Here is a 15,430-nt window from a genome sequence, read left to right as displayed (position 1 = left end):
ATCCAGCCCTCGCACTCGAGGTGCGGGCGACAAGGGGTCAGACGAGGCGGAGCAACCAGCCGTGCTTGTCTTCGCGGCGACCGTACTGGATGTCGGTGAGCTCCTCGCGCAGCGACAGTGCGAGTTCGCCGAGCGGCTGCTCCTCTTCGAAATCGGTGCCGACCAGCGCGCCGATCGGCGTCACGACCGCGGCCGTGCCGCAGGCGAAAACCTCGACGATGTCGCCGGACGAGACGCCTTCGCGCCATTCGTCGATCGAGATGGGACGCTTCTCGACGGTGTAGCCACGGTCTTTCGCGAGCTGCAGCAGCGAGTCGCGCGTGATCCCTTCGAGGATGCTGTCGGACTCGGGCGTCACGATACGGCCGTCCTTGAAGACGAACACGACGTTCATGCCGCCGAGCTCCTCGACGTCGTGGTTCTCGTTGAGGAACACGACCTGATCGCAGCCCTTCTCATACGCCTCGGCCTGCGGGAGCAGACTGGATGCGTAATTGCCGCCGGTCTTCGCCTTGCCCGTGCCACCGCGGCCTGCGCGGGCGTAGTCCTCGGAGAGCCAGATGCGAACCGGCTTCACGCCCCCGGTGAAGTAGGCGCCGGCGGGGCTCGCGATCACGTAATACGCGACCTTCTGCGCGGCGCGCACGCCGAGGAACGCTTCCTTCGCGAACATGAACGGACGCAGGTACAGGCTCTGATCCGCGCCGGAGGGCACCCACCGCTCGTCGACCGAGACCAGCTGGCGCAGCGACTCGATGAAGTACTCGCTCGGCAGCTCGGGGAGCGCGAGACGTCGTGCGCTGGCCTGCAGTCGCGCCGCATTGCGGTCGGGACGGAAGGTGTGCACCGAGCCGTCTGCATGCCGGTACGCCTTGATGCCTTCGAAGATCTCCTGCGCCGTAGTGCAGCACGGACGCCGCCGGGTCGAGCGGGATCGGACCGTAGGGCTGAACACGGGGCCGATGCCATCCGCCCTTTACCGACCAGCAGATGTCGACCATGTGGTCGGTGAAGACGACACCGAAGCCCGGGTTCTCCAGGACCTCGGCGACCCGGGCGGGGGTTGCCGCGTTCAGGTTCTTCGTCACCGCGAACTCCAGCGGAGCCACAGTCGCCTCGGCGTCGATCGTCGTCATCTCGTCTTCCATTCCTCGTGCGTGGGCGCGTCCTCGCGCCTTTTCAGCCTACGCCTGTCGTTCAGAGACGTGCAGCGATGGCCGAGCCGATCTCGGCCGTCGTGCGCGCCCCCGTGCGGGCTGCGATGTCCGCCTCCACGGCCGCGCTCACACGTGCCGATTCCGCGGTCAGCCCCAGATGGTCGAGCAGCAGCGCGACCGAGAGGATCGCCGCGGTCGGGTCGGCCTTCTGCTGCCCCGCGATGTCGGGCGCGGATCCGTGCACCGGCTCGAACATCGACGGGAAGGCGCCCTCGGGATTGATGTTGCCCGATGCGGCGAGGCCGATCCCCCCGGTGACCGCGCCTGCCAGATCGGTGAGGATGTCTCCGAACAGGTTGTCGGTGACGATCACGTCGAATCGCGAGGGGTCTGTCACGAGGAAGATCGTCGCGGCGTCGACGTGGAGATAGTCGACGACCACATCGGGATGCTCGGCGGCGACCTCGTCCACGATGCGCTGCCAGATGGCACCCGCGTGCACGAGCACGTTCGTCTTGTGCACGAGGGTGAGCTTGCGGCGCCGACGCTCGGCAAGCTCGAACGCGTAGCGGACGACGCGCTCGACCCCGAAGGCGGTGTTGACGCTGGTCTCGTTGGCGACCTCGTGCGGGGTGCCCCTGCGGATCGCTCCCCCGTTGCCGACGTACGGCCCCTCCGTGCCCTCGCGCACCACGACGAAGTCGACCTCGCCAGGGTTCGCCAGGGGTCCGGCCGCTCCGGCGAACAGCTTGGACGGACGCAGGTTGACGTAGTGATCGAGTGTGAAGCGCAGTTTCAGCAGCAGCCCGCGCTCGATGTTCGCATCTTTCAGACGAGGGTCGCCGGGCTGGCCGCCGACGGCGCCCAGCAGGATCGCGTCATTCGCGCCGATCGCCGCGAGGTCTTCGTCGGTCAGGGTGTCGCCGGTCTCGAGGAAACGCGCGGCGCCCAGCGAGAAGCGGGTCTTCTCGAACGAGACGCCACTGCCGGCCGTCGCCGCATCGAGCACCTTCTCGGCTTCTGCGACGACCTCGGGCCCGATGCCGTCACCGGGGATGACGGCAAGCTTGACGACGCGCGACATGACACTCCTAGCACTGGGGGGGAACCGACGCGCTCACACCGATGGGATCGTCGGTTCAGGATCCATCCAGCGTAGCGCCGCCCCGGGGCGCCCGTTGTCCGCGTGACAGCGAGCGCCCGGGTGGACGAGGATCAGGCGGCGGGGTGCGACGAGCGCAGCGTGACGGCGGCGATCACGCCTGCGAGGACCACGAGCCCCGCTCCGATCAGCGATGTGACCATGATCCCCGACCCGAACGCCGTGGCGGCGGCATCCCACAACGCCGTCCCGAGTGTCTCGGGCAGCTCCGCCGCTGCCGTGTACGCGCCGGCGAGCGTCTCCTCGGCGGCGCGCGCCGCCTCTGCGGGCAACCCCTCCGGCAGGACGAGCGCGCCCCGGTAGAAGGCTGTGATGATTCCACCGAGCACGGCCGTCCCGAGCACGGCTCCGAGTTCGTACGCGGTCTCGGACACGGCGCTCGCCGCTCCGGCCTTCTCCGCTGGTGCGCTCGAGAGGATGAGCTCGTTGGAGATCGTCTCCGCCGCGCCGATCCCGAGGCCGAGCACGACGAACGCGACGATCAGCGGCGCGACGCCGTGCTCGGAGGTCGTGAACGCGACGACCAGATAGCCCGCCACCGAGAAGACGAGCGCCGCAGGAATCAGCACACGCGGGTGAACGCGACGCGAGATCGGCACGACCGTGAGGCCCGCCACGATCATCGCCGCCATGCCTGGCACCAGAGCGAATCCGGCGACCATCGGCGAGAGGCCGAGCACGAGCTGCAGGTGCTGCGACACGAAGTAGAGGAAGCCCACGAGGGCCACCACGCTCAGGAGGTTCACGAGAATCGCTCCCGAGAACGTGCCGCGACGGAACAGCGCCATGTCGAGCATCGGGATGTCGGCGCGCAACTGGCGGCGCACGAACAGCGCACCGAGCAGAACGCCCAGCACCGCCCAGGCGCCCGCGACGAGCGACGGACCATCGGTCGCAAAGGACTTGATCGCGTACACGACAGGGATCATCGCGCCCATCGAGAGCAGGATGCTGATCGGGTCGATGCGACCCGGGTGAGGATCACGACTCTCCGGCACCAGAAGCGGCGCCGCGATGAGCAGCGGGATCAGCACGGGGACCGCCACGAGGAAGACGGACCCCCACGCGAAGTGCTCGAGAAGGAAGCCTCCGACGATGGGTCCGAGGGCGGAACCCGCCGAGAACGCCGAGGCCCACACGGCGATCGCGAGGCGCCGCTGGTCGCGGTTGCGGAAGATCGAGCGCAGCAGGGAGAGCGTCGAGGGCATGAGCATGGCGCCGAAGAAGCCGAGCAGCGCGCGTGCGGCGATCAGCAGACCGGCGGTCGGGGCGAAGGCGGCCAGCGCCGACACCGCGGCGAATCCGGTGGCTCCGATCAGCAGCATCCGGCGACGCCCGAAGCGGTCGCCCATCGTGCCCATCGTCACGAGAAGTCCTGCGAGCACGAGCGGGTACACGTCGATGATCCAGAGCTGCTCGGCGCCCGAGGGCGACAGCGCCATCGAGATCTCCGGCAGCGCGAAGCTCAACACGGTGTTGTCCACCGACACCAGCAGAACCGGCAGCATGAGCACGACGAGCGCGGCCCATCCTCTCGCCCCGACGCGGGGCGCGTCAGTCTCGACGTCGTCACTCACAGTGGGAATCGACGCTGTGCGCGTCATGAAGCACCTCTCACATCTCACGGGCTCTGTTACTAAACCGTCCAGCTGGTATAGTAACAGATGTCTCCATCCGCTGACCGACTCCGAGGACCGCATGCCCAGACCGCCCCTCGCACGTGAACGCGTGCTCGATGCCTTCGAGGCCATCGTCATCGCCGACGGCGAACGCACCGCGACCCTCGATGCGACCGCCAAGGCGGCCGGCGTCTCGAAGGGCGGACTGCTCTATCACTTCGGGTCGAAGGAAGAGCTCATCGCGGGCCTCCTCGGCCGGCTCGAACAACTCAACGATGCCGATCTCGCGAAGATGGCGTCAGCCGAAGAAGGCCCCGTCGCGTACTACATCCGCACATCGGTCATGGAGGACGAAGCCCTCGACCGCGCCCTCATCGCCGCGTCTCGCCTGGCGCAGGGAGGTTCTGCGGCTGCTGCCGACGCGTTGAGGCATACGCGGCGGCGCTGGGAGGACGCGATCCGCCCTCATGTCCGCGACGCGGCGAGCCTGGATCTCGTCATGCTGCTCAGCGACGGTCTGTACTTCAACAACTCGCTCGACGTGCACGGTCCGGAGCTCCTGGTCCCCCGGCGCCAGGAGCTGACCGACCTCATCGCCCTGGTGCTCACGGCGACGGCGCCCTGAGCGGTCCTCTCACGTTCACACGCCCGCATCCCTGCTGCCGACGGCGGCCGCGTCGCGCGGCCGTCATGGGGAAACGCGCCTCCTCCGGACACAGAGAAGCGGGAGGGGCTCATCGCCCCTCCCGCTTCTCTGTGGAGTCGATCAGACCTCGGCGAGCTCGATCTGACGGAACAGGTCGGCGTCGATCGCGGTGCGCACGTCGTCGAGCAGTTCGTCCGAGACGGGCGAGTCGAGGGTCAGGACGCTCAGCGCCTGGTCGCCTGCGGCGAGACGGCCGATCTGCATTCCGGCGATGTTGATGCCGGCCTCGCCGAACTTCTGGCCGTAGACCGCCACGATGCCCGGTCGGTCGGTGTAGAGCATCACGACGTGGTGCTTCTCGATCGGGAGCTCGAGGGCGTGGTCGTTGATCCCGACGAGCTTCTCCGTCTGCTTGGGACCGGTCAGCGTGCCCGACACCGACAGCTGGCTTCCGTCAGAGAGCGCGCCCTTCAGCGTGATGACGTTGCGGTACTCCTCGCTCACGTCGTCCTTGAGCAGACGCACGGCGATGCCGCGCTGCTCGGCGAGCAGAGGCGCGTTCACGTACGACACCGTCTCGCTGACGATGTTCGTGAAGACGCCCTTGAGCGCCGCGAGCTTGAGGACGCTCACGTCGTAGTCGTTCAGCTCGCCGTGCACCTCGACGTCGAGGCTCGTGAGCGGCGAGGTCGCCAGCGCCGAGAAGATCTGACCGAGCTTCTCGACGAGCGAGATGCCCGGGCGCACATACGGGTCGATGACGCCGCCGGCGACGTTCACCGCGTCGGGAACCAGGTCGCCGCCCAGGGCGAGGGCGCACGGAACGGGCGACCGAGACACCCGCCTTCTCCTGCGCCTCTTCGGTGCTCGCTCCGAGGTGCGGCGTGACCACGACGTTCGGCAGCTCGGTCAGCGCGCGCGCAGCGCTGCCCTCGACCGGCGGCTCGGAGGTGAAGACGTCGAGGCCGGCGCCGGCGATCTCACCGGCGTTGAGCGCCTCGATCAGCGCTTCCTCATCGATCAGGCCGCCGCGAGCCACGTTGACGACGTAGGCCGACTTCTTCATCGCCGCGAACTGCTCAGTGCTGAGCATGCCCGTGGTCTCAGGCGTCTTCGGCATGTGGATCGTGATGAAGTCGCTCTCGGCGACGAGCTCGTCGAGCGTCAGCAGTTGGACGCCGAGCTGCTGGGCGCGGGCAGAGGTGACGTACGGATCGTATGCGACCACGCGCATGTCGAAGGCGGCGAGGCGTGCCGCGACCAGGGCGCCGATGCGGCCGAGGCCGATGATGCCGACGGTCTTCTCGAAGAGCTCTGCGCCCGTGTAAGAACTGCGCTTCCACTGTCCGGCGGACAGCGACGCATGCGCGGCGGGGATGCGACGGGCGAGGCTCAGGATGTGCCCGACCGTGAGCTCGGCAGCCGAGACGATGTTCGAGGTCGGGGCGTTGACGACCATGACCCCGGCCGTCGTCGCGGCCTTGATGTCGACGTTGTCCAGGCCGACTCCTGCGCGCGCCACGACCTTCAGGTTCGGCGCGTGGCCGAGCGCCTCTTCGTCGATGCGGGTCGCCGAGCGGATCAGAACCGCATCCGCCTCCGCGAGCGAGGCGAACAGCGCCTCGCGATCGGTGCCGTCGACGCTGCGGACGTCGAAGTCGGGGCCCAGAGCCTCGATGGTGGCGGGAGAGAGTTCTTCGGCGATGAGCACAACAGGCTTCGGCACAGTGGATCCTTCGGGGCAGCGCGACATGCGGGAGAGGGCCGATGCGCCGCACACCATGGGGGGCGCGATCACGTCAACTGTACCGGAGCCGCTCCGGTGCCCTGCGCCGTGTGTCGGCTCGGGTCAGGCGGTCTGCACGACGAGGTCGCTCATGTTCAGGATGCTGTACCCGATGAGGTCCAGCCAGAACACCGCCACCAGCGCGAGCCCCGCGAGGAGCACGAGCGAGTACTCCCCCAACCTCCGTCGGCGTCCGATCACGAGCGCGAAGACGAATACCAGCGCGGGGAACAGCACACCGAACCCGAGCGTCACCCAGCCGGCCGCAGTCAGTCCGCTCTGCGCCATGGAGACCAGGTGCGCGATGGCGTTCCAGATCGCATAGGCGTAGAAGAGGCCCGCAAGTCCGGTGACGGCCGAGACGACCCAGCGAGGAGCGCGAGAAGCGGAAGTCGGCACGCTCATGATCCGATCACCCCCACGGTCACGAAGGGCCACGGCACGAGCAGCACGACTCCGAGCAGCAGCACGCTGATCCTGATCCAGGCAGCCCTGCCCCGGGTGAGTACCCACGTCGTCAGGAACCAGATCGCCGGAGCGGCGATCGCGAGCACGAACCAGGGCAGGAACATGGAGTCGTCGACGATGAGGTTCGCCAGCGGCTTCAGCCGAAGGCCGCCGATCGCCCAGCCCACCGAATACAGCAGATAGACGCCGCCGATGACGCCGAGCAGGAGCAGCATCGTCGTGCTGAGGCCGGCCGGTTCGTCATCGACGAGCTCGCCCTGCGCCGCAGCCTCGGCTTCTCGCTCGCCCTCCTCGCTGCCCTTGCCCACAGCCTTCCAGCCTTGCGGCAACGCGGTCGATGACGGTGGCGTCGTCGACGCATCGTCATCGCCGTCCCAGGTGAGGGGGTCGTCGGAATCCGAGCTCATGCCCCCAGCGTAGAACACCGCGTCCACTAGGCTCAGGGAATCATCAGGCTGCGCACTCGCGCAGGGGGAAGGGATGCCGGACGTGGCAGAGAACAAGAGCAACGAGATCGCCGAGCCTGCGGCGAACTGGAAGCCCACGGCCGAGGCCAAGTCGAAGGCGACGATGTTCCGCTGGATCGCCGCTGTGCTGTGGGCTGTCGCCATCGCCGCCGAGGCGGTCGGAATCTTCTGGCTGCTGCGCCAGCGCGAGTACGTCGGCGAAGACGGCAAGCTCGTCCGCGACCCCGACACGGGCCTGCTGTCAGAGCCGGGCGTCACCGCGCACTTCCCGCAATGGGCCTTCATCACGCTTCTCGTGCTGCTCGTCGTGATCGCCGCGCTGTCGATCATCGGGTCGATGCTGTGGAAGAAGGCGAACCGCCTGGACCCCGCCCGCAAGGCCGACAAGTTCCGCTTCTTCGTCCAGAACCAGCTGGGCGCGATCATCGCGGTTGTCGCGTTCCTGCCGCTGATCATCCTCATCTTCCTGAACAAGGACATGGACAAGGGCCAGAAGACCACGGCCGGCATCGTCGGCATCGTGCTGGCGGCTCTCGCCGTCGTCCTCGGCGTCGACTTCAACCCGCCGTCCATCGAGCAGTACACCGCCGACCAGTCCACCGTCATCCAGCTGCTCGGCAAGGACGAAGTCGTCTGGGTCGACGGCGGCCAGGTCTACCACGTGTGCGACTCCGTCTCGGACGTGCAGACCGGCAGCGAGATCCGTACGGGCACCACGGCCGAGGCGATCGAGTCGGGCAAGACCCGCCTGACGCTCGAGTTCGCATCCGAGTTGAAGAAGTGCGACCTCGCCGTCCCCGAGAACTCCGCCGAGATCGTCGAGGCTCTGCGCGCGATCCGCGACGGCGCGACGGAGACGACGCTCCCCGCGCCGGTGTGGGCCGACTCCACGGACGCACCGATCCAGATCCCGGATGCCACCGAGTCGCCCGAGCCCGCGGAGACGCCCGCCGAGTGATCAGTCCCGGCTGAGCGCGTCGACCAGCCTTTCCTCTGCCGAGGAGAGGTGCACGCTCAGCAGATCGGCCGCAAGGTCGGCGTCGCCGACCGCGACCGCCTCGAGGATCGCCGCATGCTGAGCGGCGATGTCTTCGGCGTCGAGCAGCCTTCGCCCCTGCACCTGCGCCATGCACAGCCGCACCTCATCGAGGACGCTGCGGTACATGCGTCCGGTCCGGTCGCTGCCCAGAGCATCGATGAGGGCGCTGTGGAAACGCAGGTCGGGATCGACCGTCGCGGGGTCCGGGCCAGGGGGCATGGCGAGCAGCTCGGCGTTGGCGACGCGCGCTGCTTCCGGCACCACGCGCGACTGCGCGAGCTCGCGCAGCGCCGCGCTCTCGAGTCGCGCCCTGGTGCGGTAGACGTCGCGCACCGTGTCGGCGTCGATACCCACTACGCGAGCACTGCGATGCGCCGTGCGCACGAGCAGACCGCTGGCGACGAGCTGCTCGATCGCCGCCTTCGCGCTCGGTCGCGCGACCCCGAAGGACTGCGAGACGGCAGCCTCTGTCAGCGGAGCCCCTGAACGGATGTCCCCGCTCAGGATCCTCGTGCGCAACTGAACGGTGACCGCATCCACGACACCCACCACTCCCAGGACTGCATCCGTCGTCATCCGTCCAGCCTAGTGAGCCGCTCCCTCACCGGTACACTTGTCAGACAATCTCGTTCTCACTGAGGAGCACCGTGTCGACAACCCTCGCCGAACCGCTGGACCCCGCGCTTCTGGGGCCCTCGACCGAAGTGCACGCGCGCTCGATCGACCGTTTCGCTCGCGCACACGACGCCTCGCACTATCTCCTGATCCCTGATGCCGTGCTCTCCCCTGCCGATGCGACAGGTGTCGCCCGTGTCTTCGGTGCAGTGAAAGCCGCAGGTCGCACCCTCACCTTCCGCTCGGGCGGCACGAGCCTTTCCGGCCAGGGCGTGAGCGGCGACATCCTCGTCGACACGCGCAGCCACTTCCGCGATGTCGCGGTCTCGGATGACGGCGCATCGGTCCGAGTCGGTCCCGGAGCGACCGTGCGACAGGTGAACACCCGCCTCACGCGCTTCGGGCGCAAGCTCGGCCCGGATCCCGCGAGCGAGATCGCCTGCACGATCGGCGGCGTCGTCGCGAACAACTCCAGCGGCATGGCCTGCGGCATCGTCGAGAACTCCTATCGGACGATCCAGTCGATGCTGCTCGTCCTGCCGAGCGGAACGATCCTCGACACTGCCGCTCCCGATGCGAACGAGCTGCTCCTGTCCGAGGAACCGGCGATCGCCGAAGGGCTGCTCGCACTTCGCGAGCGCCTGCTCGCCTCACCCGAGAACGTCGCATTCGTGCGGCAGCAGTTCTCGATGAAGAACACCATGGGCTACGGCCTGAACGCGCTGCTCGACTTCGACGATCCGGTGGGCATCCTCGAGCACCTCGTGATCGGCTCCGAGGGCACGCTCGCCTTCGTCGCAGAGGCGCGCTTCCGCACGATCGAAGTCCGTCCGGCGATCGCGACCGGACTCCTCGTGTTCGAGACGCTGTCCGACGCGATGGCGGCGCTGCCTGCCCTGACCGAGCTCGGCCTCGCGACCATCGAGCTGCTCGACGCGTCGTCGCTCCGCGTCGCACAGGGCCTCTCTGACGTGCCGGCAGCGATCGCCGCGATCGACGTGCGTCAGCATGCCGCACTTCTCGTCGAGGTGCATGCTCCAAACTCCGGCGCCCTCGCCGAGGACGCGGCGAATGCACTCGCGCATTTCACGACGCTCCCCCTCGCAGTCGCCCCCAGCCTCACGACGGATGCGGCGGAGCGCGCGGCGCTCTGGCACGTGCGAAAGGGGCTCTACACGGCGATAGCAGGAGCCAGGCCGTCGGGAACCACGGCTCTGCTCGAGGACATCGTCGTGCCCGTCGGCCGGCTTCTGGCGACGTGCGAGCGGCTGATCGAGCTGTTCGCCGAGCACGCGTATGAGGGTTCGGTGATCTTCGGCCACGCCAAGGACGGCAACATCCATTTCCTGCTGAACGAGCGGTTCGACGACCCGGCGAGCGTCGAACGCTACCGGCGTTTCACCGACGATCTCGTCGAACTCGTGCTGGGGCACGGCGGCTCTCTCAAAGCCGAGCACGGCACCGGACGCATCATGGCGCCGTTCGTGCGCCGCCAGTACGGGGACGAACTCACCGACATGATGTGGGAGATCAAGCGCCTGATCGATCCCGCCGGCATCCTGAACCCGGGCGTCGTGCTGTCCGACGACGCGGACTCCTATCTGCACGATCTCAAGCGCGTGCCCACGGTCGAGAAGGAGGTGGATCGCTGCGTCGAGTGCGGCTACTGCGAGCCGACGTGCCCGAGCAAGAGCCTTACGCTGACGCCGCGGCAGCGCATCGTGCTGCGTCGCGACATGGCCTGGGCAGAGGACCAGGGCGAGACTGCGTTGCTCGCCGAGCTGCGCGCCGACTACGACTACGACGGCGTGCAGACGTGCGCAGTCGACGGCATGTGCGCGGTCGCGTGCCCCGTCGACATCAACACCGGCGATCTCGTGCGCCGGCTGCGCTCCGAGCAGGCGTCGAAGATCGAGGACGGTGTGTGGGACGCCGCGGCACAGGGCTGGGGGGCGATTACGCGAGTCGGGGGCCTCGCCCTGACCGTAGCCGGTGCTCTGCCGGCTCCTCTGGTGACGGGCGTCACGAAGATCGGGCGTGCGGTGCTCGGCGCCGACACTGTGCCGTTGTACGACGGCGGCCTGCCGCGCGGCGGGTCGAAGGCCCCGTCGGCTTCGACTCCCGCAGATGCCGCAGCGGTGTTCTTCGGAGCGTGCATCGGAACGATGTTCGGCACCGAAGGGCATGGCGAGGGATCGAGGGATGCCGTCATGACGGTGCTCTCACGCGCCGGCATCCCATTCGTCGTGCCCGAAGACACCGGTGGACTGTGCTGCGGCACACCGTGGAAGTCGAAGGGACATCTCAGCGGCTACGACCGGATGACGAAGCGCACCCTCGCCGCGCTGTGGTCGGCGAGCAGACAGGGAACGTTGCCGGTCGTATGCGACGCCGCGTCCTGCACGGAGGGGCTTCACGTGATGCTGGCGCAAGCGCTCGAAGATCACCCCGAGTACGCCGGGCTCGTGATCGAGGACGCCACGACCTACCTCGCCCGCGAGGCGCTCCCCCGGCTCAACGTGTCCGAAAAGCTCGATCGGATCGCCGTGCATCCTTCATGCTCCACCACAGCGCTCGGTGCGACCGGCGCGCTGACCGCCATCGCCTCGGCCGTCGCCGAAGACGTCTACGTGCCTGATGGCTGGGGGTGCTGTGCGTTCGCCGGCGATCGAGGAATGCTGCACCCCGAGCTCACGGCGAGTGCGACGGAGACCGAGGCCGCTGAGCTGCGCGACGCCGAGGACCAGGGAGCGTTCGACGCGTTCGTCTCGGCGAATCGCACATGCGAGATCGGCATGACACGAGCGACCGGTCGCCCCTACCGTCACGTCGTCGAAGTGCTCGAAGAGCTCACTCGCCCCTGAGAACGATGAAGCGCCTCACGATCCGCGGATCGTGAGGCGCTTCATCTCGGCGAGGTCAGCGCGCAGCACTGCCATCGACCCAGGCCCGAAGGGCCGGCGGTCGCGCCAGCGACCCGACCAGCACAGCCCCTCCGAGGATTACGTCGCCGTCAGCGCGCAGCGCTGCCGTCGACGTAGTCCTCGTCCTGCTGCTTCCAGGCGAAGAGAGCGCGAAGCTCCTTGCCGGTCGCCTCGATCGGGTGCTGCTCCTCCTTGGCCCGCAGCGCCAGGAACTCCTGACCGCCGTTGTCCTGGTCCTCGATGAAGCGCTTCGCGAAGGCACCCGACTGGATGTCGGCGAGAACGGCCTGCATGTTCTCCTTGACGCGGGCGTCGATGACGCGCGGACCGGAGACGTAGTCGCCGAACTCCGCGGTGTCGGAGATCGACCAGCGCTGCTTGGCGATGCCGCCCTCCCACATGAGGTCGACGATGAGCTTGAGCTCGTGCAGAACCTCGAAGTACGCGATCTGCGGCTGGTAGCCCGCTTCGGTCAGCGTCTCGAAGCCGGCCTGCACGAGGTGGCTCATGCCACCGCACAGCACGGCCTGCTCGCCGAACAGGTCGGTCTCGGTCTCTTCGGTGAAGGTCGTCTTGATGACGCCGGCACGCGTACCGCCGATGGCCTTCGCGTACGAGAGAGCAGTCGCCCAGGCGGAACCCGAGGCGTCGCGCTCGACGGCGATGATGTCCGGGATGCCGCGACCGGCCACGAACTCGCGGCGGACCGTGTGTCCGGGAGCCTTCGGTGCGATCAGGATGACGTCGACGCCTTCAGGCGCATCGATGTAGCCGAAGCGGATGTTGAACCCGTGCGCGAACGCGAGCGTCTTGCCTGCCGTCAGGTTCGGGGCGATCGACTCGCTGTAGATCGTGCGCTGGTGCTGGTCCGGCGCGAGGATCATGATGAGGTCGGCCCACGCGGTGGCGTCGGCGACGGTCTTGACCGGGAACCCGGCCTCCTCCGCCTTGGCAGCCGACTTCGAGCCCTCCTTGAGGGCGATCGCGACCTCGACGCCCGAGTCGCGCAGGTTCTGCGCGTGGGCGTGACCCTGAGAGCCGTAGCCGACGATCGCGACCTTCTTGCCCTGGATGATGGACAGATCGGCGTCTGCGTCGTAGAAGATCTCGGTGCTCACTGTGTGTTTCTCCTTGGTTGTTGCGTTTCGTCTCGCTTCGCTCGCTCAACGAACGGCGAAGGTTTTGGGGTGTCAGCCGCGCAGGACGCGTTCGGTGATGCTCTTGCCGCCGCGTCCGATCGCCAGCAGGCCGGACTGAGCGATCTCCTTGATGCCGAAAGGCTCGAGAGCGCGCAGCATCGCGTCGACCTTGCCCTTGTCGCCGGTGACCTCGATCACCAGCGCGTCGGAGGCGTAGTCGACGACCGAGGCGCGGAACAGGTTCACGACCTCGATCACGTTCGAGCGCGTGGAGTTGTCGGTGCGCACCTTGACGAGCATGTGCTCGCGCTGCACAGACGTGGAGAAGTCCAGCTCGACGATCTTGATGACGTTGATCAGCTTGTTCAGCTGCTTCGTCACCTGCTCGAGCGGGAGATCCTCCACGTCGACGACCACGGTGATGCGCGAGATGCCGGGCACCTCGGTCACACCCACCGCGAGCGAGTCGATGTTGAAGCCACGACGGGCGAAGAGCCCAGCGACACGGGTCAAGAGGCCGGGGGTGTTCTCCACCAGCAGGCTCAGCACGTGAGTCGACATGGTCAGTCCTCCTCGTCGAAAGCGGGCGCGTGGTCGCGGGCGTACTGGACGTAGCTGTTGCTGACGCCCTGCGGCACCATCGGCCACACCATGGAGTCGGCGCTGACCACGAAGTCGATGACCACCGGTCGGTCGTTCGTCTCGAGTGCCAGCTTGATGGCGGCGTCCACCTCGTCTTCCTTCTCGACGCGGATCGCGAGACAGCCGTAGGCTTCTGCGAGCTTCACGAAGTCGGGGATGCGGATCGTGCCGTGACCGGTGTTCAGATCGGTGTTCGAGTGGCGGCCGTCGTAGAACAGCGTCTGCCACTGGCGCACCATGCCGAGGGACGAGTTGTTGATGATCGCCACCTTGATCGGGATGTTGTTGATCGTGCAGGTCGCGAGCTCCTGATTCGTCATCTGGAAGCATCCGTCGCCGTCGATCGCCCACACGGGGCGGTCGGGCTCGGCGACCTTGGCGCCCATCGCGGCGGGCACGGAGTACCCCATGGTGCCCGCACCGCCCGAGTTCAGCCAGGCGTTCGGGCGTTCGTACTTGATGAACTGCGCAGCCCACATCTGGTGCTGCCCGACGCCTGCTGCGTAGATGCCCTCGGGTCCGGTCAGCTCGCCGATCCGCTGGATCACGTACTGCGGCGCGAGCAGGCCGTCGGTCGTCGGCGCGAAGCCGAGCGGGAACTCCTTGCGCAGCCCGTCGAGGTACGACCACCATTCCTCGATGTCGGGCTTGCCCTCGCCGATGGCGCTGCGGTATGCGGTCTCGAGGTCGATCAGCACGTCGCGCACGTCGCCAACGATGGGCACGTCGGCCGTGCGGATCTTCGAGATCTCCGCCGGGTCGATGTCGACGTGCACGACCTTCGCGTTCGGCGCGAACAGCGCGGCCTTGCCGGTGACGCGGTCGTCGAAGCGCGCGCCCAGCGACACGAGGAGATCGGCCTCCTGCAGCGCGAGAACGGCGGGGACGGTGCCGTGCATGCCGGGCATGCCGAGGTGCTGCTGGTGCGAGTCGGGGAACGCACCGCGCGCCATCAGCGTGGTGACGACGGGCGCGCCGGTGGTCTCGGCGAGATCGAGCAGCTCTGCCGCCGCGCGACCGCGCACCACACCACCGCCGACGTACAGCACGGGCTTCTTCGCCTCGGCGAGAAGAGCCGCGGCGGCCTGAATCTGCTTGCCGTGCGCCTTGGTCACGGGCCGGTAGCCGGGCAGTTCATACTTGGGCGGCCAGACGAAGGGCGCCATGGCCTGCTGCGCGTCCTTGGTGATGTCCACCAGAACGGGTCCTGGACGGCCCGTGGAGGCGATCTCGTATGCCGCGGCGATCGCACCCGGGATCTCCGAGGCGTCCTTCACGAGGAACGAGTGCTTGGTGATCGGCATCGTGATGCCGACGATGTCGGCCTCCTGGAACGCGTCGGTGCCCATCAGCGTCGAGAACACCTGGCCGGTGATCGCGAGCATGGGTACCGAGTCCATGTAGGCGTCTGCGATCGCGGTGACGAGGTTCGTGGCACCGGGACCGGAGGTCGCGATGCACACGCCGACCTTGCCGGACGAGGACGCATAGCCCTCAGCCGCGTGTCCTGCGCCCTGCTCGTGGCGCACGAGGATGTGGCGCAGCTTCGTGGCCGACATGAGCGGGTCGTAGACGGGGAGGATGGCGCCGCCGGGAAGACCGAACACATCCGTCACGCCGAGCAGCTCGAGCGTGCGGACCACGGCCTCCGCTCCGGAGATCTCGGGGGCGGAGGATTTGGCGGCGGGTGGCCTCGGCACAGCCGAGACGGAGTCAGCAGTCATGAGACTTCCTTAGTGATGGTCTGAGGGCGACGTCGGATGCCG

At 67.8% G+C, this 15,430-nt stretch carries 11 protein-coding genes and 2 pseudogenes; 3 read left to right on the top strand and 10 right to left on the bottom strand.

Going from position 1 to position 15,430, the window contains the following annotated elements; genetic code table 11:
- Positions 1-37 precede the first annotated feature (37 nt).
- The 3 genes and pseudogenes from QFZ53_RS11370 to QFZ53_RS11360 all read right to left on the bottom strand — a co-directional run bounded on the left by QFZ53_RS11370 (position 38) and on the right by QFZ53_RS11360 (position 3,923).
- Positions 38-1,136 (bottom strand): annotated as a pseudogene (locus QFZ53_RS11370) (branched-chain amino acid aminotransferase).
- A gap of 61 nt (positions 1,137-1,197) precedes the next feature.
- Positions 1,198-2,241, bottom strand: a complete 1,044-nt coding sequence (locus QFZ53_RS11365) for a 3-isopropylmalate dehydrogenase (RefSeq protein WP_307296437.1) — start codon at positions 2,239-2,241, stop codon at positions 1,198-1,200.
- A gap of 131 nt (positions 2,242-2,372) precedes the next feature.
- Positions 2,373-3,923 carry an MFS transporter gene (locus QFZ53_RS11360; protein WP_292910031.1) on the bottom strand — a complete coding sequence of 517 codons (1,551 nt, stop codon included), beginning with the start codon at positions 3,921-3,923 and terminating at the stop codon, positions 2,373-2,375.
- Between the two features lie 94 nt (positions 3,924-4,017).
- On the opposite strand from QFZ53_RS11360, the gene QFZ53_RS11355 reads away from it, so the two are divergent.
- Complete coding sequence (locus tag QFZ53_RS11355) at positions 4,018-4,563, top strand: TetR/AcrR family transcriptional regulator (protein ID WP_307296434.1); 546 nt, start codon at positions 4,018-4,020, stop codon at positions 4,561-4,563.
- A 141-nt stretch (positions 4,564-4,704) separates the two neighbouring features.
- On the opposite strand, the pseudogene serA reads toward QFZ53_RS11355, so the two are convergent.
- From serA to QFZ53_RS11340, 3 genes and pseudogenes are all read right to left on the bottom strand, one after another.
- A pseudogene (gene serA / locus QFZ53_RS11350) lies at positions 4,705-6,310 on the bottom strand (phosphoglycerate dehydrogenase).
- 123 nt (positions 6,311-6,433) lie between these two features.
- Positions 6,434-6,775 carry a hypothetical protein gene (locus QFZ53_RS11345; RefSeq protein ID WP_292910025.1) on the bottom strand — a complete coding sequence of 114 codons (342 nt, stop codon included), beginning with the start codon at positions 6,773-6,775 and terminating at the stop codon, positions 6,434-6,436.
- Positions 6,772-7,245, bottom strand: coding sequence for a hypothetical protein (locus QFZ53_RS11340; RefSeq protein ID WP_307296430.1), 474 nt, complete (start codon positions 7,243-7,245; stop codon positions 6,772-6,774). The genes QFZ53_RS11345 and QFZ53_RS11340 overlap by 4 nt, the downstream gene beginning before the upstream one ends.
- A gap of 82 nt (positions 7,246-7,327) precedes the next feature.
- On the opposite strand from QFZ53_RS11340, the gene QFZ53_RS11335 reads away from it, so the two are divergent.
- Entirely contained in the window at positions 7,328-8,263 is a 936-nt protein-coding gene (locus QFZ53_RS11335) for a hypothetical protein (protein ID WP_307296428.1), read from the top strand.
- Here the strand turns inward: QFZ53_RS11335 and QFZ53_RS11330 are convergent, their stop codons facing one another.
- Positions 8,264-8,920: a GntR family transcriptional regulator gene (locus QFZ53_RS11330; RefSeq protein ID WP_307296425.1), complete on the bottom strand. Its 657-nt coding sequence runs from the start codon at positions 8,918-8,920 to the stop codon at positions 8,264-8,266.
- A 71-nt stretch (positions 8,921-8,991) separates the two neighbouring features.
- Here QFZ53_RS11330 and QFZ53_RS11325 point away from each other — a divergent pair, with 71 nt between their 5' ends.
- On the top strand, positions 8,992-11,823 hold the full coding sequence (locus QFZ53_RS11325) for an FAD-binding and (Fe-S)-binding domain-containing protein (protein ID WP_307296422.1): 2,832 nt from the start codon (positions 8,992-8,994) through the stop codon (positions 11,821-11,823).
- A gap of 149 nt (positions 11,824-11,972) precedes the next feature.
- On the opposite strand, the gene ilvC is transcribed toward QFZ53_RS11325, so the two are convergent.
- From ilvC to QFZ53_RS11310, 3 genes are all read right to left on the bottom strand, one after another.
- Positions 11,973-13,001 carry a ketol-acid reductoisomerase gene (ilvC, locus tag QFZ53_RS11320; protein ID WP_307296421.1) on the bottom strand — a complete coding sequence of 343 codons (1,029 nt, stop codon included), beginning with the start codon at positions 12,999-13,001 and terminating at the stop codon, positions 11,973-11,975.
- A 72-nt stretch (positions 13,002-13,073) separates the two neighbouring features.
- A complete protein-coding gene (ilvN, locus tag QFZ53_RS11315) occupies positions 13,074-13,583 on the bottom strand; it encodes an acetolactate synthase small subunit (protein ID WP_045258755.1) in 510 nt (169 codons plus the stop codon).
- A 2-nt stretch (positions 13,584-13,585) separates the two neighbouring features.
- Complete coding sequence (locus tag QFZ53_RS11310) at positions 13,586-15,388, bottom strand: acetolactate synthase large subunit (protein WP_292910011.1); 1,803 nt, start codon at positions 15,386-15,388, stop codon at positions 13,586-13,588.
- Positions 15,389-15,430: the final 42 nt, after the last annotated feature.

The sequence above is a fragment of the Microbacterium natoriense genome, from assembly GCF_030816295.1.
Lineage (GTDB): Bacteria > Actinomycetota > Actinomycetes > Actinomycetales > Microbacteriaceae > Microbacterium > Microbacterium natoriense_A.
Note: the sequence above shows the minus strand (reverse complement) of the source record. Positions and strands in the feature narration are given on the sequence as shown.